The organism is Methylobacterium sp. J-067 (assembly GCF_022829465.1).
Taxonomy (GTDB): Bacteria; Pseudomonadota; Alphaproteobacteria; order Rhizobiales; family Beijerinckiaceae; genus Methylobacterium; species Methylobacterium litchii.
This window is the reverse complement of record NZ_JAKSXZ010000108.1, coordinates 110668-133420: the sequence shown is the minus strand read 5'-3', so window position 1 is coordinate 133420 and position 22753 is coordinate 110668. Positions and strand designations below refer to the sequence as shown.

General features: G+C 71.5%; 24 protein-coding genes and 1 riboswitch. Of the genes, 17 read left to right on the top strand and 7 right to left on the bottom strand.

Features of this window, described 5'->3' with window-relative positions; genetic code table 11:
• Positions 1–12: 12 nt before the first annotated feature.
• Positions 13–1131 carry a 3-dehydroquinate synthase gene (aroB, locus tag MKK52_RS14590; protein WP_243954945.1) on the bottom strand — a complete coding sequence of 373 codons (1119 nt, stop codon included), beginning with the start codon at positions 1129–1131 and terminating at the stop codon, positions 13–15.
• Between the two features lie 10 nt (positions 1132–1141).
• Complete coding sequence (locus MKK52_RS14585; protein ID WP_243954943.1) at positions 1142–1735, bottom strand: shikimate kinase; 594 nt, start codon at positions 1733–1735, stop codon at positions 1142–1144.
• A 268-nt stretch (positions 1736–2003) separates the two neighbouring features.
• On the opposite strand from MKK52_RS14585, the gene MKK52_RS14580 reads away from it, so the two are divergent.
• From MKK52_RS14580 to MKK52_RS14570, 3 genes are all read left to right on the top strand, one after another.
• The gene (locus tag MKK52_RS14580) at positions 2004–2153 is read left to right on the top strand and encodes a histidine kinase (RefSeq protein ID WP_243954941.1); all 150 of its coding nucleotides are present in this window, start codon (positions 2004–2006) and stop codon (positions 2151–2153) included.
• Positions 2150–3094, top strand: a complete 945-nt coding sequence (locus MKK52_RS14575) for a site-specific tyrosine recombinase XerD (RefSeq protein WP_313898757.1) — start codon at positions 2150–2152, stop codon at positions 3092–3094. The genes MKK52_RS14580 and MKK52_RS14575 overlap by 4 nt, the downstream gene beginning before the upstream one ends.
• Positions 3095–3193: 99 nt before the next feature.
• Positions 3194–3712 (top strand): MarR family winged helix-turn-helix transcriptional regulator, encoded by a 519-nt coding sequence (locus tag MKK52_RS14570; protein ID WP_243954939.1) that lies wholly within the window; start codon positions 3194–3196, stop codon positions 3710–3712.
• Positions 3713–3789: 77 nt separating this feature from the next.
• Here MKK52_RS14570 and MKK52_RS14565 read toward each other — a convergent pair whose 3' ends face one another.
• Positions 3790–4155, bottom strand: a complete 366-nt coding sequence (locus tag MKK52_RS14565; protein WP_243954937.1) for a c-type cytochrome — start codon at positions 4153–4155, stop codon at positions 3790–3792.
• A 212-nt stretch (positions 4156–4367) separates the two neighbouring features.
• Here MKK52_RS14565 and MKK52_RS26965 point away from each other — a divergent pair, with 212 nt between their 5' ends.
• The gene (locus tag MKK52_RS26965) at positions 4368–4496 is read left to right on the top strand and encodes a hypothetical protein (RefSeq protein WP_279597836.1); all 129 of its coding nucleotides are present in this window, start codon (positions 4368–4370) and stop codon (positions 4494–4496) included.
• A 4-nt stretch (positions 4497–4500) separates the two neighbouring features.
• On the opposite strand, the gene MKK52_RS14560 is transcribed toward MKK52_RS26965, so the two are convergent.
• Together MKK52_RS14560 and MKK52_RS14555 are read right to left on the bottom strand one after the other, a co-directional pair.
• Positions 4501–5775, bottom strand: coding sequence for a nucleotide sugar dehydrogenase (locus MKK52_RS14560; protein ID WP_243954935.1), 1275 nt, complete (start codon positions 5773–5775; stop codon positions 4501–4503).
• A gap of 59 nt (positions 5776–5834) precedes the next feature.
• The gene (locus MKK52_RS14555; protein WP_243954933.1) at positions 5835–6848 is read right to left on the bottom strand and encodes an NAD-dependent epimerase; all 1014 of its coding nucleotides are present in this window, start codon (positions 6846–6848) and stop codon (positions 5835–5837) included.
• Between the two features lie 176 nt (positions 6849–7024).
• On the opposite strand from MKK52_RS14555, the gene MKK52_RS14550 reads away from it, so the two are divergent.
• The 7 genes from MKK52_RS14550 to MKK52_RS14520 all read left to right on the top strand — a co-directional run bounded on the left by MKK52_RS14550 (position 7025) and on the right by MKK52_RS14520 (position 15332).
• The gene (locus MKK52_RS14550; protein ID WP_243954931.1) at positions 7025–7237 is read left to right on the top strand and encodes a hypothetical protein; all 213 of its coding nucleotides are present in this window, start codon (positions 7025–7027) and stop codon (positions 7235–7237) included.
• A 65-nt stretch (positions 7238–7302) separates the two neighbouring features.
• On the top strand, positions 7303–8265 hold the full coding sequence (locus tag MKK52_RS14545; protein WP_243954929.1) for a glycosyltransferase family 2 protein: 963 nt from the start codon (positions 7303–7305) through the stop codon (positions 8263–8265).
• A gap of 263 nt (positions 8266–8528) precedes the next feature.
• Positions 8529–10661 (top strand): exopolysaccharide transport family protein, encoded by a 2133-nt coding sequence (locus MKK52_RS14540; protein WP_243954927.1) that lies wholly within the window; start codon positions 8529–8531, stop codon positions 10659–10661.
• A 13-nt stretch (positions 10662–10674) separates the two neighbouring features.
• A complete protein-coding gene (locus tag MKK52_RS27125; protein ID WP_243954925.1) occupies positions 10675–12036 on the top strand; it encodes an O-antigen ligase family protein in 1362 nt (453 codons plus the stop codon).
• A complete protein-coding gene (locus tag MKK52_RS14530; protein ID WP_243954922.1) occupies positions 12033–13496 on the top strand; it encodes an oligosaccharide flippase family protein in 1464 nt (487 codons plus the stop codon). Before MKK52_RS27125 ends, MKK52_RS14530 begins: the two co-directional genes overlap by 4 nt.
• A complete protein-coding gene (locus MKK52_RS14525) occupies positions 13493–14533 on the top strand; it encodes an NAD-dependent epimerase/dehydratase family protein (protein WP_243954920.1) in 1041 nt (346 codons plus the stop codon). Before MKK52_RS14530 ends, MKK52_RS14525 begins: the two co-directional genes overlap by 4 nt.
• A gap of 1 nt (position 14534) precedes the next feature.
• Positions 14535–15332 carry a WecB/TagA/CpsF family glycosyltransferase gene (locus tag MKK52_RS14520; protein WP_243954918.1) on the top strand — a complete coding sequence of 266 codons (798 nt, stop codon included), beginning with the start codon at positions 14535–14537 and terminating at the stop codon, positions 15330–15332.
• A 4-nt stretch (positions 15333–15336) separates the two neighbouring features.
• Here the strand turns inward: MKK52_RS14520 and MKK52_RS14515 are convergent, their stop codons facing one another.
• Together MKK52_RS14515 and MKK52_RS14510 are read right to left on the bottom strand one after the other, a co-directional pair.
• Positions 15337–16221, bottom strand: coding sequence for a DUF6492 family protein (locus MKK52_RS14515; protein WP_243954916.1), 885 nt, complete (start codon positions 16219–16221; stop codon positions 15337–15339).
• A 23-nt stretch (positions 16222–16244) separates the two neighbouring features.
• Complete coding sequence (locus tag MKK52_RS14510) at positions 16245–17438, bottom strand: Gfo/Idh/MocA family protein (RefSeq protein WP_279597832.1); 1194 nt, start codon at positions 17436–17438, stop codon at positions 16245–16247.
• Positions 17439–17564: 126 nt separating this feature from the next.
• On the opposite strand from MKK52_RS14510, the gene MKK52_RS14505 reads away from it, so the two are divergent.
• From MKK52_RS14505 to cobW, 6 genes are all read left to right on the top strand, one after another.
• The gene (locus MKK52_RS14505; RefSeq protein WP_243954912.1) at positions 17565–18512 is read left to right on the top strand and encodes a glycosyltransferase family 2 protein; all 948 of its coding nucleotides are present in this window, start codon (positions 17565–17567) and stop codon (positions 18510–18512) included.
• Complete coding sequence (locus tag MKK52_RS14500; protein WP_243954910.1) at positions 18509–20128, top strand: glycoside hydrolase family 44 protein; 1620 nt, start codon at positions 18509–18511, stop codon at positions 20126–20128. The genes MKK52_RS14505 and MKK52_RS14500 overlap by 4 nt, the downstream gene beginning before the upstream one ends.
• 39 nt (positions 20129–20167) lie before the next feature.
• A riboswitch (cobalamin riboswitch) is annotated at positions 20168–20356 on the top strand.
• A gap of 32 nt (positions 20357–20388) precedes the next feature.
• Positions 20389–20577, top strand: a complete 189-nt coding sequence (locus tag MKK52_RS14495) for a CbtB domain-containing protein (RefSeq protein ID WP_243954908.1) — start codon at positions 20389–20391, stop codon at positions 20575–20577.
• Between the two features lie 16 nt (positions 20578–20593).
• Positions 20594–21331, top strand: coding sequence for a CbtA family protein (locus tag MKK52_RS14490; RefSeq protein ID WP_243954905.1), 738 nt, complete (start codon positions 20594–20596; stop codon positions 21329–21331).
• On the top strand, positions 21324–21710 hold the full coding sequence (locus MKK52_RS14485) for a DUF1636 domain-containing protein (protein ID WP_243954903.1): 387 nt from the start codon (positions 21324–21326) through the stop codon (positions 21708–21710). Before MKK52_RS14490 ends, MKK52_RS14485 begins: the two co-directional genes overlap by 8 nt.
• The gene (gene cobW / locus MKK52_RS14480) at positions 21707–22741 is read left to right on the top strand and encodes a cobalamin biosynthesis protein CobW (protein WP_243954901.1); all 1035 of its coding nucleotides are present in this window, start codon (positions 21707–21709) and stop codon (positions 22739–22741) included. The genes MKK52_RS14485 and cobW overlap by 4 nt, the downstream gene beginning before the upstream one ends.
• Positions 22742–22753: the final 12 nt, after the last annotated feature.

The following is a 22753-nucleotide window of genomic DNA, read 5'->3' as shown; positions in this document are numbered from 1 at the left end:
CGCGCGGAAGCCTCACTGCGCCGCCAACTCGTCTTCGAGGAACGCGCGCACCGCCGCGCGGTCGACGCCCGGCGCGATGAAGCTCTGGCCGATGCCCCGGGCGAGGATGAACGTCAGCGCACCGTCGCGGACCTTCTTGTCCTGCGCCATGGCGTCGAGGATCGCGTCCGCGTCGCCGCTGCCACCGGGCACCTGCTGCAGGCGGGTGGGGAGACCGGCGAGCGCCAGATGGTTCGCTACGCGCCCCGCCTCCTGCCCGGCGCACAGGCCGAGCCGGGCCGAAAAACGGAAGGCCAGGGCGAGGCCGATGGCGACACCCTCCCCGTGGACGAGGCGCTCGGACGAATAGCCGGTGATACGCTCCAGGGCGTGGCCGAACGTGTGGCCGAGGTTGAGCAGGGCGCGCTCGCGGTCCTCGCGCTCGTCGCGGATCACGACGCCCGCCTTGGCGCGGCAGCAGGTGGCGACCGCCTCGTCGCGCTCCGGCCCGCCGGAGAAGATGCCCCGCCAGTTAGCCTCGCACCACGCGAAGAAGGCCTCATCCGCGATCAGCCCGTATTTCGCGACCTCGGCGTAGCCCGCGCGCATCTCGCGCTCCGACAGCGTGTCGAGGCTCGCCGTATCGGCCAGCACGAGGCGCGGCTGGTGGAAGGCGCCGATCAGGTTCTTGCCGAGCGGCGAGTTGATGCCGGTCTTGCCGCCGACCGAGGAATCGACCTGTGCGAGAAGGCTCGTCGGCACCTGCACGAAGCGGACGCCGCGCCGGAGGCTCGCGGCGGCGAAGCCCGCGAGGTCGCCCACCACGCCGCCGCCGAGCGCCACGACGAGATCGTTGCGCTCGATCTTGAGGGCGAGGAGCCCGTCGCAGACCTCCGCGAAGCGCGCGTAGGATTTCGACGCCTCGCCCGGCGGCACGGCGACGATGCCCGCCCGCAGCCCGGCGGCTTCCAGGCTCGCCTTGAGGTCGGCGGCGTAGAGGGCGCCGACATTGGTATCGGTGACGATCCCCGCCGCCCTGGCGCCGAGGGCGGCGAGGCGGGCGCCGGCCTGCGCCACGAGGCCCCGGCCGATGAGGATGTCGTAATCGCGGCCGCCGTCGAGGGCGACATGGACGGAGAGCGGTTCGGTCACGTCTGGCGGCTCACTGGGCCGCCAGGGCGGGCGGCGGATCGAGGAAGGCGACGAGGGATTCCATCACGTCGTCCACGACGCGGTCGTGCGACACGTCGCGGGAGACGACCACCACGTCCGCCTCGGCATAGACCGGGTGGCGGATCTCCATCAGCGCCCGCATCGTCCTCTCGGGATCCTCGGTCTGGAGCAGGGGGCGGTTGCCGCGCTTGCGCACCCGGCGCATCAGCACGTCGAGATCCGCCTTGAGCCACACCGAGACGCCGCGCTCGCGGACGCGCTCGCGCGTGGACTCGCGCAGGAAGGCACCGCCGCCCGTGGCAAGGACCAGAGGGCCGGCACGGAGCAGGCGGGCGATCACCCGCTCCTCGCCATCGCGAAAGCTCGGCTCGCCGTAGATGGAGAAGATATCGGGGATGGTGAGGCCGGCGGCGGCCTCGATCTCGTTGTCGGCGTCCTTGAACAGCAGGCCCAGGCGGCTCGCGAGGCGGCGGCCCACGGTGCTCTTGCCCGCGCCCATGAGACCCACGAGCACGATCGACCGGAGCCCGAGGCCCCGCCGCAGCCGCGCTTCGATAGGCTCGCCGGCCTCCGTTTCGATCATCGGACCCACAACAGACATTCTACTCGACACCGACACCGGGTCGCCCTTGGGCAGCGCCCCGGCTGCGGCCACACGTGCCGCACCCTGCGGGTGGCTCTTAGCGCGTTTCACGGTCAGCGCGAAACACGCCGTTCGTCCGGAACCTGTGGCCCCGCCGGCCTTGTCAGCGCCGCGTTCGCATGGTGCAACCCGGCTTTCCGTAGCGGCTCAGCAAGGCGGCCCTTCGGCCTTCCCGACCCGCGCCCGTCCGCCCCGAGGATCGACCGACGTGCCGACCCTGTTCCGTTTCTTCGCCACCATCGCGATCCTCGCCGGCCTCGTCTTCGCCGGCATGTTCGCCCTGGCGACCTTCGTGAAGCCGACCCCGCGGGAGATGACCGTGTCCATCCCCGCCTCGAAGCTCCAGCCACCCCGGTGAGCGGGACGGCGGGTCCGCTTCCGCCGGAGGTCGGCGACTACCTCGAGATGCTGGCGGCCGAGCGGGGCGCGGGCGCCAACACGATCGACGCCTACCGGCGGGACCTCTCGGATTACCTCGCCTACCTCGCCCGCGCCGGGCTGAGCGTCGAAGACGTCAACACCGCCACCCTGCGCGGCTTCGTGGCCGATCTCGAAACCCGGGGGCTCTCGGCCTCCACCGCCGCCCGGCGCCTGTCCTGCGTGCGCGGCTTCCACAAGTTCCTCTACGCGGAAGGCGCGGCCGAGACCGACCCGAGCGCCCCGGTTTCGGGGCCGCGCAAGGGCCGCCCCCTGCCGAAGGTGCTGTCGGTGGCCGAAGTGGACCGCCTCCTCGCGGGAGCGCAGCAGGCCGCCGCGCTACCCGACCAAGCCCCCGGCCCCGCCCGGCGGGCGCGGCGGATGGCCTGCCTGCTCGAACTCCTCTACGCCACGGGCCTGCGCGTCTCGGAACTCGTGGCCCTGCCCCGCACCGCCGCCAGCATCGATGCGCGGCTCCTCGTGGTGAAGGGCAAGGGCGGGCGCGAGCGCATGGTGCCCCTCACCGAGACCGCGCGGGCCGCCATGGCCGCGCATCTGCCGTCGGTGCCGGAGGACAGCCCGTGGCTTTTCCCCGCGGACAGCGAGAGCGGCCATATGACCCGTCAGGCCTTCGCGCGCGACCTGAAGGACGCCGCCTCCGCCGCCGGACTTCGCGCGGACAAGGTTAGTCCACACGTTCTGCGCCACGCCTTCGCGAGTCACTTGCTCCACAACGGGGCGGACCTGCGTATCGTGCAGGAACTGCTGGGCCACGCGGACATTTCGACCACGCAAATCTACACGCACGTTCTGGACGACCGCCTGAAGGCGATGGTCCGAGATCTGCATCCGCTGATGGATAACCCCCTTGACGCGGCGTGACTTGCCACTGAATTCATTGTGCCAGCGCAGCCAAGTGTCTACGTATGGCGGATGGGGGCTGGACGGCGCGCGATCGCGGATGTTCGAGAGGTAGACGGAATGGCGGGGCCCGCCGCACGGCGCCAAGGCGCAACATCGACCGAGACCGACACCGGCCCGGAGACGCGGGAGACCGGTCTGAACGAGTCGCAGCGGCTCGACAACCAGCTCTGCTTCGCGGTCTACGCGGCGGCGCATGCCTTCGGCCGGGCCTATCGCAACCTGCTCGGACGCTACGACCTCACCTACCCGCAGTACCTCGTGCTGATGGTGCTGTGGGAGGAGGACGGCCTCACCGTGAAGGAGATCGGCGAGAAGCTGTTCCTCGATTCCGGCACGCTGACGCCCCTGCTGAAGCGGCTCGAAGCCTCGGGCCGCGTCCGCCGCGCCCGCGACCGGCCGGACGAGCGGCAGGTGAGCATCTTCCTTACCGAGGCGGGCGAGCGCCTGCGCGGCACCCTGGCCTGCATCCCCGACGAGGCCGGCGGCATGACCGGGTTCGATATCAAGGGCCGCAAGGACCTGTTGCAGGACCTCGTGTCGCTCCGCGTCGGGCTGCGCGGCCACGAGCCGACCTGACGCGCCCACAAAAAAGCCCGGCCGTGGGGCCGGGCGCGGTGTGACGATGCCCGGCCACGGGGACCGGGCAGGACGCCTTAAGACTGGGTCTTGAGGTAGGCGATCACGTCGTTGATCTTCTTGTCGTCGGGGTAGCCCTGGAAGATCATCTTGGTGCCCGGCACCTTCGCCTTCGGGTTCTTCAGCCACTCATGCAGGTTGGCCTCGTCCCAGGTGATGCCCGAATTCTTGAGGGCGGCCGAGTAGTTGTAGCCCTCGTAGGTGCCCGCCTTGCGGCCGACCACGCCCTTCAGGTCGGGCCCGACGCCGTTCTTTTGGAAGTTGTGGCACGCCTTGCACGGGGCGAACGCCTTCTCACCGGCTGCCGCATCGCCGGCATCCTGGGCCTGAGCCGACAGGGGGATCATTGCGGCGAGGATGGCACCGAGAACGAGCTGACGCATGAATTTCCTCCTCATTACGGCCTAGGCCGGCGCGGAGGGGTTACACCCGCCGCGACTAGAACAGGTCTAAGCTGATACGCTCAATGCTGGCAACGCCCCAAGGATGCGTCGAGATGCGTCTTTCGTCGCTTTCCGTCACGAATCTGGACCTTCGCGACGGATTAAAGTGGGTGCAGCGCACCAATCGCCCCCGCCCGTGCTAAGGCTCGCTGATGCCACGCTGGATTTTCATCCTATTCTCCATCGCCCTCGGGCTCTCCGTTGTGGGGAGCCTGCTCATCGTGCTCCGCAGCCCGAACTCCCTGCCGCCCGCCACGAACGAGGCGCGCCCGCCCCGCTGAGGGGCTACAGCCGCCAGAGATCGATTCCGGGGGGCGTCGTCTCCCGGTCGAGGGCGCCGGTCACGTCAAGGACATCGCCCCGGCCGTCCACGAGGAGCGGGAGGATGCCGTCCCACCCGCGCTCCCGCAGGGCGCGATGGGGCACGGCCAGGATCACCGCGTCGGCGGGGTCGAGGGAAGCGAGGGGCGTGAGGGGGAAGCCGTGCTCGTGCTCCACCGCCTGTCCGTCGGCCATGGGGTCGGCGGCCTGGACGGCGAGCCCGAACGCGGCGAGCCCGCGCACCACGTCCGCCGCCCGGCTGTTGCGGATGTCGGGGATGTCCTCTTTGAAGGTCACGCCCAGCACCGTCACGCGGGGCGACGGGCGCCCCCGCCGCAGAAGCCGGCGGATGCAGGTCTCGACCACATGGGGCGCCATGGCCTCGTTGATCCGCCGCCCGGCGAGGACGAGTTCGGGATGGTGGCCCGCCTCCTGCGCCCGGTGGGTGAGATAATACGGATCGACCCCGATGCAGTGCCCGCCGACGAGGCCGGGGCGGAAGGGCAGGAAGTTCCACTTGGTCCGGGCGGCGGCGAGCACGTCGCCGGTATCGAGGCCGATCTTCGCGAAGATCAGGGCGAGTTCGTTCATGAGGGCGATGTTCACGTCGCGCTGGACGTTCTCGATCACCTTCGCCGCCTCCGCCACGCGGATCGAGGGCGCGCGGTGCACCCCCGCCAGGGCGACCGCCCCGTAGACCCGCGCCACGATGGCGAGGCTGTCGGCATCGCTCGCCGAGACGACCTTCACCACGCTGTCGAGGCGATGCGCCTTGTCCCCGGGATTGATCCGCTCCGGCGAGTAACCCAGCGCGAAGTCCCGGCCCAAAGTCAGGCCCGACGCCGCTTCGAGGATCGGCGCGCAGACCTCCTCGGTGACGCCGGGATAGACGGTGGATTCGTAGACCACGATGGCGCCGCGCGAGAGCACCCCGCCCACCAGCCGCGAGGCCGCTTTGAGGGCCCGCAGGTCGGGGCTGCGCGCCGCCGTGATCGGCGTCGGCACCGTGACGATATAGAAGTCGCGTCCGCGCAGGTCCTCCGCTGTGGCGCTGACCGTCAGCGCCGGCAGGTCGGCCTCCGGCACCTCGCCGGTGCGGTCCCGGCCGGCGGCGATCTCGGCGACGCGGGCGGGATCGATGTCGAAGCCCAGCGTGTCGAACCCGGCCTTGGCGAAGGCCACCGCGACCGGCAGGCCGACATAGCCGAGCCCGATCACCGCGATCCTGCGACCACCCATTGTCCCGCGCCTCGCTCGCACCCGTTGCGACGCCACCGGACGCGGCCGGGGCGCGCCCGTCAAGCTTGGTGGTAGGCGCGGTACCAGTCCACGAACCGTCCAATGCCGGTTTCGAGGGGCGTCGCGGGCGAGAAGCCGACATCGCGGGCGAGATCGGCGACGTCGGCGAAGGTCTCCGGCACGTCGCCGGGCTGCATCGGCTTCAGGTTCAGCACCGCCTTGCGGCCGAGCTTCGCTTCCAGAAGGCCGATCATCCCCATCAGGTCGGCGGGCTCGGAATTGCCGATGTTGTAGAGCCGGTAGGGCGCGAGGCTCGTGCCGGGATCGGGCGCGCCCCCGTCCCATTCGGGGTTGGCGGTGGCCGGGCGGTCGATCAGGCGCACGATCGCCTCGACCACGTCGTCGATGTAGGTGAAGTCCCGCCGCATCCGGCCCTCGTTGAAGACCTCGATGGGCTCGCCCGCCAGGATCGCCTTCGTGAACAGGTAGAGGGCCATGTCGGGCCGCCCCCACGGGCCGTAGACCGTGAAGAAGCGCAGGCCCGTCGTCGGCAGGCGGTAGAGGTGGCTGTAGCTGTGGGCCATCAGCTCGTTGGCCTTCTTCGTGGCCGCGTAGAGGCTGACGGGATGGTCCACGTTCTGGTGGATGGAGAACGGCATCGCCGTCACCGCGCCGTAGACCGAACTGGACGAAGCGTAGATCAGATGCCCCACCCCGTGGCGGCGGCAGCCTTCGAGCACGTTGAGGAAGCCGGTGAGGTTGCTCGCGGCGTAGGCGTGCGGATCGGTCAGGGAGTAGCGCACCCCCGCCTGCGCGGCGAGGTGGATCACGCAGGTGAAGCGGCCCTCCCGGAACAGGGCGTCGAGGGCGTCCCGGTCGGTCAGGTCCAGGCGATGGAACGCGAAGCGCCCGCCCGCCAGCCGGCGCAGGCGGGCCTCCTTCAGGTCGGTGTCGTAATACGCATTCACGCTGTCGAGGCCGGTGACGGCCCGCCCCTCGCCGATCAGGCGATGGGCGACGTGGTTGCCGATGAAGCCGGCGACGCCCGTGATCAGGATACGCTGTTCGGTCATGCTGGGACGGGGGGCTCCTCGCGGCCACCTTGCCGCGCCGATGCCCCCGCAACAAGTTCGAGAGATCGTGATCGCATGATTTTAGCCGACAAGCATTTCGCGCTGGGCAGCTTCGGGCTATTGCGCAAAACTCGACGAATGCGCTTGCCGCCGACCATAGCGAGTCCGATCTCTTGATGATGTCCGAGACCCCGCGCCGCGCCGGAGCCTTCACGCTCCGCACCATTCCGATCCCCGCGCAGGCGCCCGTCCTCGACGAATTCACCCGCCGTCGTCTCGGCCGGGAGCTGCGCGCCCTCTACGATCCGGTCATCGACGAGGCCATCGACCCGCGCCTCGCCGAGTTGCTGCAGCAGTTGGAGACCGACCGCGCCGATTCCGGAAACTGACGAGGCGCCCACACCGTTTGGTGAGCTTTTCGCGATAGACGCATCTCCTCGCCGGAGGACTGACGATGCGGCTCAGCGTGGTGATCTGCACCTATGAGCGGCCGGCGCTGCTCGGCGCCCTCCTCCGCTCCCTGACCGCGCAGCGCGGCGCCGAGACCGGCGACGTCGAGATCGTGGTGGTCGACAACAGCGACGGCGAGACCGCCCGGCCGGTGGTCGAGGGCCTGGCGCCGGGGGCGCCCCTGCCGATCCGCTACTGCACGGCTCATCCGGCCAACATCTCCGTCGCCCGCAATGCCGGCTGCCGGGCGGCCCAGGGCGAAGCGCTCGCCTTCCTCGATGATGACCAGCAGGCGGAGCCCGGCTGGCTGGCGGCGGTGCGCGACGGGCTCGACCGCTTCCCGCACGACGTGTTCTTCGGGCCGATCACCCCGCATTTCGAGGATCCCGGCGCGGTGACGCCGGCCTCCCGCACCCTGTTTACCCGCCAGGGCGATCAGGCGGCGGGGCACGACCTCTTCGCCCTCGCCCGCCCGGCCTCGCAGGGCTTCGTGCTCTCGACGGCCAACAGCGTGTTCCGCCGGGCCACCGCCCTCCCCGGCCCCGACCCGTTCGACCCGCATTTCGGGCAATGCGGCGGCGAGGACCTTCACCTGCTCTGCCGCCTTGCCCGGGACGGGCGCCGGTTCGGCTGGCTGCCGGCGGCGCGGGCGACCGACTTCGTACCCGCGCACCGCTGCCGCACCGGCTATCTCGTCCGCCGGCATTTCGCGGGCGGGCAGGCCTATGCCGCGACGCTGATCCGCACGAGCGCGCGCCCCCTGCGCGACGAGGCGGTGCTGCTTGCCAAATCCCTGGTGCAGGTCGGCCTCCTACCCCTCACGGCCCTCGCCCTGCTCCGGAAGGAGGCGCCCGGCCGCAGCTTCGCGATCCGCGCGGCGGGCATCGCAGGCAAGCTCCTGTGGCGGCGGCTCTATCCTCTCTACAGGACCGAGGCCGCCTCCCTCGCCCCCGCAGCCAGTTCTTGATCGCCCGGCTTGGGTTTTGATCAATCGTCGCACGTCTCATTCGACGAAAAGATACTGTTAACGCTGTCGGCAATTGCAGCACGGACTTCGCGGTCAGTTTTAACTCAAGACAAGCGGCCGCGCGTTACAAAACAGTCGATACGGGCCACGCGCCCGCCGGCATGACGGCTCCAGCCGGGATCGTCCCGTTCGGAGGCGGCTCGTGCCGGGCCGTGCCCTGCCCCTCCGGGTGCGGGGCGTCGCGATATCGGGGAAGCCGGTCGATGCAGTTGGTCGAACGTCAGAGCCCTCGCAGCACCTACGCTGCCGAGACCGACGAGTGGGACGCGTTCCGGCTGGAAATCCGGGAGGCGTTAGCGTCGATGCGGCGCCATGCCTTCGCGATCACGCTGTGCGTCCTCGGGGCCGTGGCGCTGGCCACGCCGATCATCGCGCTGCGCACCCCGAACTATCTCGGCACGGCCCAGGTGCTGCTCGACCCGCGCGGGCTGAACGTCGTCAGCAACGAACTCGTGCCGCAGCCGCCCTCGGCCGACGTGAACGACGCGGTCATCGAGACCCAGTCGCGCTTCCTGCATTTCGACGCAGTGCTGCAGGAGGTCGTGAAGCGCCTCCACCTCACCGAGGATCCGGCCTACATGGCGCACCCCAGCCTCGTCGGCCGGATCAAGGCGATGGTCGGCCTACTCAGCACCGGCTCTGAGGCCGACCCGGTGGACGTCGCCAGCAAGATCCTCGGCAAGCAGACCACCTTTCAGCGCGAGGGCAAGAGCTTCGTCGTGAACCTGACGGTGCGCGCCAACGATCCGGTGAAGGCGTCCCGCCTCGCCGGAGCCATCGGCCAGGCCTTCGTGGACGATGCCGAGCGCCGCCGGAAGGACGTGGTGATCAAGGCCCGCGACGCCATCGGCGCGACCCTGAAGGGCCAGGGCGAGCATGTCATCGCCGCCGAGCAGGCCGTCGAGGCCTACAAGCGCGAGATCGGCGTGGTCGATCAGGACGGGCGCGTCCTCAACGCGGCGCGCATCGCCGAACTGAACTCGCAGCTTCTCGCCGCGAAGGCGCAGACCCGCGCCGTCTCCTCGCGGGTGGCCGCCCTCGAAGGCCGCAGCGCCACGCCCTCCGACGGCGCGGGCGCCGACACGGTGGAATCCACCACCCTCTCGCAGCTGCGCCTGAACCTCGCCGAGATCGTCCGCCAGCAGGACAACCTGCGCGCCACGCTCGGCCCGCGCCATCCGGCAGCGTTGGAGGTGGATGCGCAGGTCCGCAGCCTGCGCGCCGCCATCTCCCGCGAGACCGGGCGCCTGCAATCCTCGCTGCGCGCCGACCTCGCCGCCGCCCGCACCCGCGAGGCGTCCCTGGAGCGCGACCTCGCCCGCGCCGAATCCGACACGTCGCGCACGAATACCGCCCTCGTCACCCTGCGCCAGCTGGAGCGCGAGGCCCTGGCCCAGCGCTCGGTCTACGAGAAGACCCTGTCGCGGGAGCGCGAACTCCTCGAACAGGAGAGCGTCGGCACCGCGAACGTCTCGCTGGTCGGCACGTCGAAGCCCGATCCGCAATCGGCCGACCTGTCGCCGGCCCTCGTCGTCGCGGCCGCCGGGCTCCTCGGGCTGCTCGGCGGTGCCGGCGGCGCGATCCTGTTCGACCGGCGCGGCGGGCGTATCCATTCGGCCGAACGGCTCACGGCGCGCACCGGCATCCCGGTGCTGGGCACGCTGCCCCTGTCGCGCAAGCGCCTGCTGGAGGCGAGCGAGACCGTCGCAGTGCTCGCGGGCTCGCGCGGGTCGCCCTCGGCGCGGATCCTCACCCGCCTCGCGGATTACCTCGACGAAGCCGCCGAGCACGGGCAGGTGCGCCTGCTCATCGTGTCCGCCTCGGATGGGCCGATCTCGACCATCATCGCGCAGAACCTTGTCCTGGCGCAGGCCGCGCGCGGGCGCCGGGCCCTCCTGGTCGACGGCGACGCCCGCTCCGGCCGGCTCACCTGGATGATCCCGCGCGATCCGCAATCGGGCGTCGTGTCCTGCACCGTGGAGGGCTATCCGCCCTTCTGCGCCACGGCGGCGAGCGAGCGGGTGAGCTCGGACACCGTACCGGATCGCGACGAGGGCTACGATTGCGTCGTCATCGACGGCGGCGAGGGCCAGGACGAGACGCGCCTGCGCCGCTCGGCGGCGACCGCGACGGCCATCGTGATCGTGGCCGAGGCCGGCGTCGCCACCGCCGACCGGGTCGAGGACCTGCGTGCGGCCCTCCTGTCGAGCGCCGACAAGATCGCCGGTGCGCTGTTCGTGGTCTCGGGCGCCGATCCGGTCGTCCCGGCCCCGGCCCGCTCGCGGCCCCTGCCCCAGCGCTTCGCCCTGGCCGGCGAGAAGGGGGCGCTGGCGTGAGCGCGCGTTTCCGGTGACGACAGCGCTCCCGAGTCTGACGCAGGCGCAGGGCCTCGCGGCCCTCGCCCAGACGCGCGCCGCCGCCCCACGGCCCCGGCGCGCACCCTGGTTCCTGCGGGCCCTGCCCGCCGCCCTGTATCTCGCCTTCCTGGCCTACATGTTCATCGGCGTGATGCCGATGTCCGATGCCAGCGCCATCACCTCCGGCGACGGCAATTCCACCGAACGCCTCGCCGTGCTGGCGATGACCGGCATCGCCCTGTTCGAGATCGTGCGGCGGCGGCGGGTCGTGCTGCCCCTCGTGATGCGCTCCTGGCCGGTCTGGCTGGTGCTCGGCTGGTTCTGCGCCAGCGTCGCCTGGGCCGCCTTCCCGGACATCGCCATGCGGCGCGTCATGGTGATGGTGTTCCTCTGCCTCATCACCCTCGCCATCGCGGCGGGGATCGGCCCCCTGCGCCGCACGCTCGGCCTGATGGCGGGCATCCTCGTGGTGGTGATCGCGGGCGATCTGGCCGTCACCGCCCTCAACCCGGCCTTCGCCTTCACCGAGATCGGCGTGCGCGGCTACCACCAGCAGAAGAACGTCGCGGGCCTCGTGGCGATGCTGGCGGTGATCGTCAGCGTCGGGTGGGCGCTGGCGCGGCCGACGCCGCGCCGGATCCTGGCCGGCTTGGCGTTCTTCGTCGCCGCCTTCGGCTTCCTCGTGCTCACCAAGAGCAAGACCTCGATGATGCTGGCGCTGCTCGGCGTCGGCCTTCTGCCCTGCATGCTGGTGCTGCGGCGCCTCGGCCCCGCCGCCGCCCTGTTCCTGACGCTGGCGGGCGCGGGAATGGTCGGCGTGACCTATCTCGGCGTCACGGCCTTCGGCGGCGATTTCGTCGGCCTGCTCACCCCCGGCAACGATTCGAGCTTCACCGGCCGCACCCAGATCTGGGATTTCGCGGCCTCGGAGATCGCGCGCCGGCCCTGGACCGGCTATGGGTTTGGTTCATTCTGGGACGTCGGCGACGCCAACGATCCCCTGCTGCGCGCGCCACCCGGCTCCTGGCTCGCCACCCTGAAGATCGGAGAGCGGGCCGACGTGGTCATCAACGAGGCGCATAACGGCTACCTCGATCTGAGGCTTCAAGGCGGGGCTCCCGCGCTGATCTTCGCGGTGCTGGCGCAGATCCTGACCATCCTGGCGCTCGCCAAGAAGCTGTTCTCGCGCGCTATCCAGCGCGCCGACGCGGTGGCGGCGGCGACCTTCCTCGTCATCGCCCTGGTGGTGCTCGTGCACAACGCCACGGAATCGAGCCTGTGGATGCGTGGGCAGGTGCTCGCCAACGTCTCCATCCTCATCAGTCTGCTGGCCTTCCGGCGGGAGCCCACATGACGATCCGCCGGATCGGCGGCTGGATCGGAGCGGGGCTTGCCGACGCGGCGGGCCGGCTCGTGATCCTGTCCGCCACGACCGCCTTCCTCGCCCGCTTGCTTCCGCCGGGAGATTTCGGCGCCACGGCGCTGACGCTCTCCATTGTCACCGCCTTCTCCATGGCGGTGGGCACGCCCTACGAGGAGGCGCTGACGCAGGCGAAGGTGGTGCGCCGGGCGGATCTCGGCGCGGTGCTCGGTCTCTCGACCGTGGCCGCCCTCGTCTTCCTCGTGCTCTGCGTGCCGGCGGGCCTGCTCCTCGATTACGTCTACGGACGCGAGGACCTTCACCTGCTCCTCCCCGGAACGGGTGTCCTCCTGCTGGCGCAAGGGCCGATGACGATGGCGACCGCCGTCGCGCGGCGGCGGAAGGCCTTCTACGTCATCAACGCGTCGAGCATCGTCGGCCATGTGGCGGGTGCCCTCGTGGCCATCGGCCTCGGCATCGCCGGGGCCGGGATCTGGGCGCTGGTCAGCCTGCGCATCGTCCTCGTCTTCGCGACGGCGGCGAGCCTGTTCTGGATGCTCGGCCTGAGGGTCGCCCCGTCCTGGTCGTGGGGACGCCTGCGCCGGTTCAACCGCTTCGCCGGGCTGGTCCTGGCCTCGCGCCTCGTCGAGAACGCGACCTACGTCGTCTACAACACCCTCACGGGCGCGCTGTTCGGGTTGACGGTCCTCGGCTACCTCAACATCGCCATGCGGCTCATCGAGCCGGTGCGCGGCGCCATCGTCGCGGTGACGCACAACCTCTGCTTCCCGCATTTCCGGGGCAGCGCCCTGTCGCGGGACAATGTCGGCGAGGCGGCGGCGGAGGTGGCGCGCGAGACCTCGGCCTTCGTCGCGCCGACCATGATGGGCCTTGCCGCCGTCAGCCCCCTCGTCGTGCCGCTCATGGCCGGGCCGGGCTGGACCACGGCCGAACCCATCGCGGCGGCGCTGGCGGCCGGCGGCCTCCTCGCCCTTCCTTCGCAGGTGGTGCAGACCGCCCTCTCCGCGAGCGGCCGCCCGCAAAGCGTGCTCCTGTCCTACGTCGTCGCTCTCGTGACCCTGGCCGCCACCCTGGTCGCGACAACGGGGATGCACCCCGCCACGATCGGCCTCGCGCGGCTCGCGGGCGATTTCGCGCTCACCGTCACCACGGTCCTCGTCAACGGGCCGCGGATCGGCCTCTCGCCCTGGCCGCTGCTGCGGCGGCTCTCGGGGGTGTGGCTCGCGGCGGCTACGATGGCGGTGATCGTCGCGTGGCTCGGCATCCGGCTAGCGGACTCGCAGGGTCAGGTGGTCGCCCTCCTTATCGCCATCCCCGCCGGAGTGGTCATCTACATCCCGCTGCTGTTCCTCATCAGCCGCGCGAGCTTCGACTCCCTCGTGGAGCGGATCCGCCCCCTGCTCGGGCGGACGAACCTGGCCGGCGCGCGATGACCGGCCCGGTCCTCGTCACCGGCGCGGGCGGCTTCATCGGCCGGGCCACAATCGCCCGGCTCAAGGAGTCGGGCCTGCGGGTCCGCGCCGGGCTCCATCGCCTGCCCGACGGACGCAGCCCCGCCGAGGGCACCGTGCGCTGCGACCTCGACGATCCCCGCAGCCTCGATGCCGCCCTGGCGGGCGCGTCGTCCGTCGTCCATGCGGGCGGGCGTTCGGCCGTCGCCATGCCGGACCAGTTGCGCGCCCTCCTCGCCGCCGCCGACCGGGCGGGGGTGGACCGCATTGTCCATCTCAGCTCCATCGCGGTCTACGGCCCCGAGGAAGGCCGGATCGGCGAGCCCGACGCCCCCCCGGCCACGGCCGCGCCGGACGACCCCTACTGCACCGCCAAGCGCGCGTGCGAAACGATGCTCCGCACCTGGGTCGCGGCGCGGCCGGGGCGCCGGGTGGCGATCCTGCGGCCGGGCATCGTCTACGGGCGCGGCAGCGACCTCTGGGTCGAGCGGCCCGCCGCCGCGTTGCGCGCCGGAGTGCTCGGCCCCCTCGGCCCGCGCGGACAGGGCGTGGCGGCGCTGATCCACGTTTCCGACGTCGCAGAAGCTATCCGCTGCGCGCTCGCCGCGCTGAACGGGCCGGGCAAGGGCCTCATCGCCGCCAACCTCGTCGGGCCCGACACGCCCACCTGGAACACCTATTTCGCGATGCTCGCCGGGCCGAAGCCCGCGCGCCCGCTGTCGCCGGGGCGGCTCGCTCTGCTGCGGGCCCTCGCCCTGCCGGCCAAGGCCCTCGCGCGGCTGCGGGTGCCCGTGCCCCGCGCCCTGCGCCTCGTCCCCGCCTCCGGGGAGCTTCGCCTGTTCGCTCGCACGGCGCAGTACGACACCGCCCGCGCCCGCACCGAACTGGGCTTCCGCCCCGCGATCCGTCTGACCGACGGATTGGGGGAAGCCCTCGGCCCGATCCCTGCTGCGAGCGCCGGGAGCGGCGCCTCCCTGGCCCGGAATGGGACGGATCGTACTGTTTCAGGACACGAGTAGCGTGAGCGAGGGACGAGCCATGGCCACCACCGCCGAACCTGCCTACTACCCGTCGGAAGCCAGCCCGCGCACGGACTTCCTCGACCTGCCCTTCGACAGGCTCGACCTCGACGGCGCGCTGAACACCCTCCTCGCCGTGCCGGCGAACCAGAGCTTCCGCTACCTCGTGACGCCGAACGTCGATCACATGGTGCGGATCACCGAGGACCCGGAGGTCGCCCGCCTCTACCGGGAGGCGTGGCTGTGCATCAACGACAGCCGCGTGCTGGCCCTCCTCGCCAAGACCTGCGGCACCGACCTGCCCCCCGTACCGGGCTCGGACCTCGTGGCCGCGCTCCTAACCCACCCGAAGCTGACCGCGGATTCGCGGATCCTCATCGTCGGCGGCGGTGACGGGCTCGCGGAATCGGTGGCCGATCTCTGCGGGTTGACGCGGGTCGAGCAGATCCGCCCGCCCATGGGCCTGCGCACGGACCCCGCCAAGCTCGCGGCCACCGTCGAGGCCATCGAGGCGCGGCCGGCGCGGTTCGTCGTGCTGGCGGTCGGCTCGCCGCAGCAGGAGCTTCTGGCCAACGCACTGGCCCGGCGCGGCATCGCCACGGGCGTCGGCCTCTGCATCGGCGCCGGTCTGGAATTCCTCGTCGGCGACCGCGCCCGCGCCCCGGCGATCCTGCGGACGCTCAACCTCGAATGGCTGTTCCGCCTCGCCTGCGAGCCCCGGCGGCTCGGCCGCCGCTACCTGATCGACGGCCCGCAGATCTTCCGGCGCGTCTGGGAGTACCGGCGCCGGGCGCGCTGAGCCCTCAGCCCCGCGCGATGGCTTTGCCCACGATGGAGCGTCGCGCGTCCCAGGAGAGCGGAATGGTCGACTGGATGCCGAGGCCGTAGCGGCCCGGCCGGACCTCCGGGATGCCGCCGCCCTCGGACCAGACGGTCTCGCACAGGCTCTCCTCCGCCCCGGCATGGCCGGAGGCGGCGAGGCCGAGCACGTGCTCGCAATAGACGCCGTAGAGGATGTATTCGGAGAAGTCGCTGGTGGCGGCCAGGGCCTCGATGGGGTCGCGCCCGGTGACGGTGCCGATCCGCTCCAGCAGGCCGCGCACGTTGGCGCGCCGCCACGTCACGAACTGATCGATGTAGTCGGCCCCGTGATAATCCGTCGGCGGCAGGCCGAGCAGGGTCGAGGCCGCGCGGTGCCAGGGTGCATGCATGGCATCGTCCGCCGCGCCGGGAAAGCGGGCGAGGCGCAGAAACCCGTCCTGGCTCAGCGCCCCGGCGGGCAGCGGGCGCACGAAGGCGGTGTCGCTGTCGAGGTGGAGCACCGTGTCCGTCGCCGCCCCGGCGGCGGCATTGAGCTTCATGATCTGCTGGGCGATCCAGCCCCGCACCGGCCGCCCCTTGAACGAGACGTAGACGTTGCGCCGGGGCAGATGCAGGCGCCGCCGCCATTCCGGCCCCGGCAGGGGAAGCTTGCGCAGCCAGCGGGGCAGCAACTCCTCCTGCGGGACGAGCGCCCGGCGCCCGCCGGCCAGCGGCCGGAACAGCGGCATGTCCGCCGCCGGCACGGCGAGGAGATGCGCCGCCCCGGCGGGGGCGAAGCGGTCGGCCGTCTCGCAGAGCAGGCGGCAGCAATCGAGATCGCCCGAGAAGGACAGGGTGATCAGGGTCGGGGGGCTTGGAACGTCCACGGGTCGCGTTCTCCTGCGGGTCGTCAGACCGCCCAATCCATCGGCCGCATCGCCCCGGGCGCGGACGAAACCGGCGCCGGGCGCGGGAAGCGTTCGGGGTGCTGCAGCATCTCGGTGACTTCGGTGATGTGGACCGCGAGATCCGCGTCCATCCGCCCCGGCGCGCCGGAGGCGATGGCATCCGCGAAGTCCCGGATGCCGCGCATGAAATCCATCGGCGGGCGCCCGCGCCCGGCCCGGAACGGCACCGGGCAGGCGGGCGGCACCACCTTGCCCCGCCGCAGCGGCAGGCGCCGTTCGAGAAAGCGGTCGAGCCGGCTGGTCGCCGTGCGCTTCAGCCGGACCGGGCCGGCGAAATCCCACGGCTCCTCGACCTGCAGCACCCCCCGGTCGCCTACGATCCGCAGGCGGTGGTCGTAGGGCGCGACGATGGAGTTCGTGACCCGCGCGACGATGCCGCCGTCGAACTCCAGGAGACCGCATGAGAAATCCGGCGCCGGATGCACCGGCTGGTCGCACTCCTTGTCCGGGATCAGCAGGGAGGCGTGAGCCGTCACCCGCCGCACGGGTCCGAACATCGCCACGAGCAGCGTCACGACGTAGCCCGCATGCTCGAAGGTGCAGCCGGTCTCGAACTCGCCTTCCGCCGGCCAGCGCCGGCCGCTGCGGCTGATCCAGTTCCGGTAATCGGCCTTGTGGACCATGCCGTCGTCGAGTTCGGCATAGACGAGCCGCACCCGCCCGACCGCGCCCTGGCGCACCGCGCGCCACAGGGTCTGCGCCTGCTCCCCCAGGATGTTGCTCGGCGCGGCGGCGAGGCGCACGCCGGCCGCCGCCGCCGCGTCGTTGAGGCTGCGCGCCTCGGTCAGCGTCAGGCCGAGGGGCTTCTCCGAATAGACGTGCCGCCCTGCCGCGATGGCGGCGCGGGTGACGGGGGCGTGGTTCTCCGGATCGGTGAGGTTCACCACGACCACGCCCGGTTCCGCCAGGAGGTCGGCCAGCGAGCCGTAAGCCCTGTCGCCCCAGGTGCGCGCGAAGGCCGCGAGCCGTTCCGGGTCGCGGTCGTAGACGCCGATCAGATCCAGCCCGTCCGCGTGCAGATCGAGACACTGCCGGTACATATCGGCGACATAGCCGCAGCCGACGAACGCGATTCTGGTCCGCCCGCTGCCGTCTATAGCATTTCGTTTACCATTGTCGGAGAAATTAACGCGCAAATGCGGTATTGATCTCACGATATCAGGTGCCGACTTTACTTCCGGCTGGAATAAGTCGCAACGGCGTACAAATTATAACCCGCCGGTTATCTATTAATGAACTTCGCAGGGAGCATCGGAGACGGTATGCCCGGAACCGAGCCGGTCGCGGTCAGCGTGGTCATCCCCACCCTGAATCGTCATAAGGCGCTCGAGCGCGCCCTGGGATGCATCCTCGCGCAGCGCCTGCCGCCAGACACGGGGGCCGAGATCGTCGTGGTGGACAACTCCCCCGACGGCAACGCCCACACCCTCATCGAACGTCTCGCCGAGGGTGCGCCCATGCCGGTGCGCTACGTCTCGGTGCCCCAGCCCGGCATCGCCACGGCGCGCAACGCCGGGGTCGCGGCGGCGCGGGGCGAATGGATCGCCTTCATCGACGACGACGAGACCGGCGGCCCGCATTGGCTGGCGGCGCTGCTCGCGGTCGCCCGCCGGGGCGGCTACGACGCGGTGTTCGGCCCCGTCAGCGCGCTTGCCGACGACGACCGCGAGATCGGCGCCTTCGCCGCCTATTTCGCACGGGGCGTCACCGCCGAGGACGGCGGCGACGTCACCCACCGCGCCGCCTATCTCGGCACAAACAACTCGCTTTTCGCGGCCTCCGTCTGCGCGATCCCGGGCGGCCCGTTCGAGGAGCGCCTGAACAGCATCGGCGGCGAGGACAGCCTGTTCCTCCAGCGCCTCGTCCACGAGGGCCGGCGCTTCGGCTGGGCCGCCGCCGCCGAGGTGACGGAATGGGTGCCCCCGCGCCGGCTCGACTGGGCCTATGTCCGCCGCCGCCGCTTCCTCAGCGGCCAGATCCGCACCTTCGTGCACGAGATGGCCTCCCCCCGCCGCCGCCTGGAGGTGGCGCGGTGGATGCTGGTCGGCGTCGCGCAGACCATCATCTCCGGGGTGCTGTCGCTGCTCCTGAAGCCGATCAACCCGCCCGCCGCGCGCCATCACGGGATCGCGGCCTGCGGCGGCCTCGGCAAGGTGTTCTGGATGACCCGCTTCCGGGGATCGCTCTACGGGTCCGGGCTCGTCTCGTGAGGCCGAGCCGCCGGGCGCTGCTCGCCGGCGCCGGGGCGACGATCTGGGCCAGCCCGTCCCGTGCGGGCGAGTCGCTGAGCGTGCGAATCCGCAACGGCGCCGACCCGGTGCCGGTGAGCCCGCTGATCTACGGCTCGAGCGAGATCGGCACCCTCGACGGCGGCCCGCCCTCGGCGGAGCTCGACCGGGAGGCCGGCGTCACACTCCGCCGTTTCGGCGGCAACTTCGCCACGAGCTACAATTGGACGAACAATGCCTGCAACGCCGGCAAGGACTGGCAGCAGGCGAACGGCGATTTCCTGAGCCAGAGCCTCGGCCTCCCCCCCGCCGAGCGCGGCGTCCCCGGCGCGGTGATCGCGGCGATGCACGCCTCCTCGCTGGCGATGGACGCGCGCAGCATCGTCACCCTGCCGCTCGTGAGTTTCGTCGCGGCGGACAAGGACGGCCCCGTCCCGGCGGACCAGGCCGCCCCCTCCCCGCGCTTCGTGCCGGTCTCGTGGGAGGGACGGCGCGCGGCCTCCGCGCTCGTGGACCCGCGCGTCGCGGACATCCCGCACCTCCTGGCGCGGCTCGTCGCCCGCTACGGCCCGGCCTCCGGCGCCACGGGCATCCGCGGCTACATCCTCGACAACGAGCCCGGCCTGTGGGCGACCCAGCACCCGCGCATCGTGCGGGCGCCCGTGCGGATCGCGGATTTGCTCGCCCGGTCGATCAAGGCGGCGCGGGCGATCAAGGCCATCGACCCCGACGCCTGGGTGATCGGCCCGGCAAGCTGGGGCGCCACGGGGATGGTGAACCTGCAGAACGCCCCCGATTGGAACGCCTACCGGCAGCACGGCAGCTTCCTCGCCGCCTATCTCGACGCCTTTCGTGCCGCCTCCGAGCGCGAGGGCAAGCGCCTGCTCGATGCCCTTGACGTGCATTGGTACCCGTTCAGCGAGCGCGGCACCCTGTTCCGCACGGAGGACCCGGCCCTGGCCGGGCCGCTGCTGGACGCGCCGCGCTCCCTCACCGAGCCGGGTTTTCGCGAGGCGAGCTGGGTCTCGCAGGCGCTGCCCGTGTCGAACGAGGGCGGCCTTGCCCTGCCGCTGCTGCCGAGCCTCGAACGGCTGACGGCGGCAAACTTCCCCGGCACGCGCACCGCCGTGACGGAATATAATTACGGCGGCGCGGAGCAACTCGCCTCCGGCCTCGCCCTGGCCGACGCCCTCGCCCGGTTCGCCCGGCCCGAGTTGCTGCTTACCGCCCATTGGGGGTCCCTCGCCGGCTGGCTGGGGACGGCCTTCCGGCTCTATCGAAACTACGACGGCCGGGGCGGCCGCTTCCCCGACAACGCCCTGCCCATCGAGACCGCGCGGCCCGATGGCCTCACCGTGCGGGCCGGCGCCGACGGGCCGAGGCTGCATCTCGTGGCGATCAACCGCGCGGCCGAGACGCGGATGGTGGAGATCGCCTTCGAGCGGCCCCTGCCAGCCTCGCGTCTCACGCCGTACGGCTTCGATGCCCGCCATCCCGAGATGGCCGCGATGGGCGCGCCCGAGCCCGTCTCCGGCGGCACCCTGCGCCTGACGCTGCCGGCGCGTTCGGCCCGGCATTGCATGGTCGCGCCCGGTTGATCCGACTTTCGTCGCCGTTGTGCCCGGACCGGACTCCGTCTACACAGGTCGGATGACGGTGCCCCGAGAGGGGTGAAAAGGGAACGCGGTGAGGGCCTGCCCGACCCCGCGGCTGCCCCCGCAACTGTAAGCGGCGAGCGCCTGCCAGCAGCCACCGGAGCGATCCGGGAAGGCGGCGGGCGCGCCGAGCCGCGAGCCAGGAGACCTGCCGTCATCCCGACTTTTCGCAACGCCGCCGGTGGGGCGGCTGGAGAGCCCAGATGACGACCACGACGCAGTCCTCGTCCTTTGCCCCCGTCGCCACCCGCGCCAACGAGCGCCTGATGGCGGCCGCTCTGGCGGCGTTCCTCGGCCTCGGCCTCGTGTTCATGGCGGGCTTCTCGCCGGCCATCGCGCTCCACAACGCGGCGCACGACTTCCGGCACGCCCAGAACTTCCCGTGCCACTGACGCGAACGCGCCAGGAATGATCCTTCGCCTTCTGTCGGCGGCGCTGGCCGCCGGCTTCCTCGCGGCTGTCGTCGCCACGGGGCTGCAACTCGCCTTGACCTCTCCCCTCATTCTTGAGGCGGAGAAGTACGAGCAGCGGGAGCCCAGCCGCGCGGCGCAGGCCCTTCCCCCCACTTTGCCGATCGTGCTCGCCCATGCGGGCCACGACCACGCGGCGCCCGATGCCGCGCCGGAATGGCAGCCCGCCCCCGGCTTTCAGCGCATGGCCTTCACCGGCCTCGCGACCCTCGTCGGCGGCGTGGGCTACGCCCTGATGCTGGGCGCGGTGCTGATCGCCTGCGGCCGGGAGCCGACGCTGCAGACCGGCCTCGCCTTCGCGCTGGCCGGCTTCGCCAGCGTCTCCCTGGCGCCTTCCCTCGGCCTGCCGCCGGAACTGCCGGGCCAGGAGGCGGCGCCGCTGCTGGCGCGGCAGGCATGGTGGGTGATGACCGCCGCCGCGACGGCGATGGGCCTCTACCTTATCGGCGTACGCCGCTCGTTCATCGCCATCCTCGGCGGGCTCGTGCTGATCGCCGGACCCCACATCGCCGGTGCGCCGCCGCCGCCCGACAGCACGTCGGAAGTGCCGGCCGCCCTCGCGGCGCAATTCGCCGCGCGCTCGCTCGCCATCGGCGCGGTGTTCTGGGCCATGATCGGCCTCGGCTTCGGCTGGGCGTGGCAGAATGTCGGCCCGGCGAGGCGCCGTCATGCCTGAGGCCATCACGACCCTCTACGTCTGCACCACCTGCAAGCGCGAGGGCGACGACCCGGAGGGGCCCCGCGCCGGGGCACGCCTCCATGCGGAACTGGCGCGACGGGCCGAGGGCCTGCGCGTCGAGCCGGTGGAATGCCTCTCGGTCTGCAAGCGGCCCTGCACGGTGGCCGTCGCGTCGCCCAACCGCTGGACCTACGTCTACGGCGACCTCGACGCCGAGGCCGCCGCGACCACCATCCTCGACGGCCTCAAAGCGTATGACGGCACCCCGGATGGGATCGTCCCCTGGCGGGAGCGCCCGAAGGAATTTCGCTCGGGCGTGATCGCCCGCATCCCGCCGTTTCCCCTTCTGCCCCCTATCCCCGAGGCCGCCGAATGACCATCGTCGCGAAGATACCCTGCACGATCGTCACCGGCTTCCTCGGTGCCGGCAAGACGACCCTCGTCCGCCACGTCGTGGAGAATGCGAAGGGCCGCAAGCTCGCGATCCTCGTCAACGAGTTCGGCGATGTCGGCTTCGACCGCTCGTTCCTCGCCGCCTGCGGCATCGAGGGCTGCACCGAGGATTCCATCGTGGAGCTGCCCAACGGCTGCATCTGCTGCACCGTCGCGGACGATTTCGTGCCGGCGCTGGAAACCCTGCTCTCCCGCGCCGAGCCGCCGGAGCACATCCTGATCGAGACCTCCGGCCTCGCTTTGCCGAAGCCCCTCGTCCAGGCGTTCCAGTGGCCGGCGATCCGCTCGCGCGTGACCGTCGATGGCGTAGTGGCGGTGGTGGATGGCCCTGCGGTCGCGACCGGCGCCTTCGCCGAGGACCCAGAGGCCCTGGCCGCCCAGCGCGCGGCGGATACCTCCGTCGATCACGACAACCCGCTGGAAGAGGTTTTCGAGGACCAGCTCCTCTGCGCCGACCTCGTGGTGCTCAACAAGGCCGACCTGATGGATGCCGACGGCCTCGCCAAGGTGCGGGCCGAGGTGCAGGGCCACCTGCCCCGCGCCGTGAAGGTGGTGGAGACCGCCAACGGCGTCATCGACCCGCGCGTGCTGCTCGGCCTCGGCGCGGCGGCCGAGGACGACCTCGCCAACCGCCCTTCGCATCACGGCGAGGGCGAGGATCACGACCACGACGACTTCGAGACCGTGGCGCTGCCCGTCCGCGCCGCCGTGACGGCGGGCGACCTCGCCGCCCGCGTCGAGAAGGCGGCCGAGACCGAGGGCGTGCTGCGCATCAAGGGCTTCGTGGAAGTCGAGGGCAAGCCGATGCGCCTCGTGGTGCAGGGCGTCGGCCGCCGGGTGTCGCACCATTTCGACCGGCCGTGGCGCGCGGGCGAGGCCCGTGACGGGCGCCTCGTGGTGATCGGCCTGAAGGGCTTCGACCAGAACGCCGTCGCCAGCGCCCTGGCGGGATAAGCCGAGGAGGCG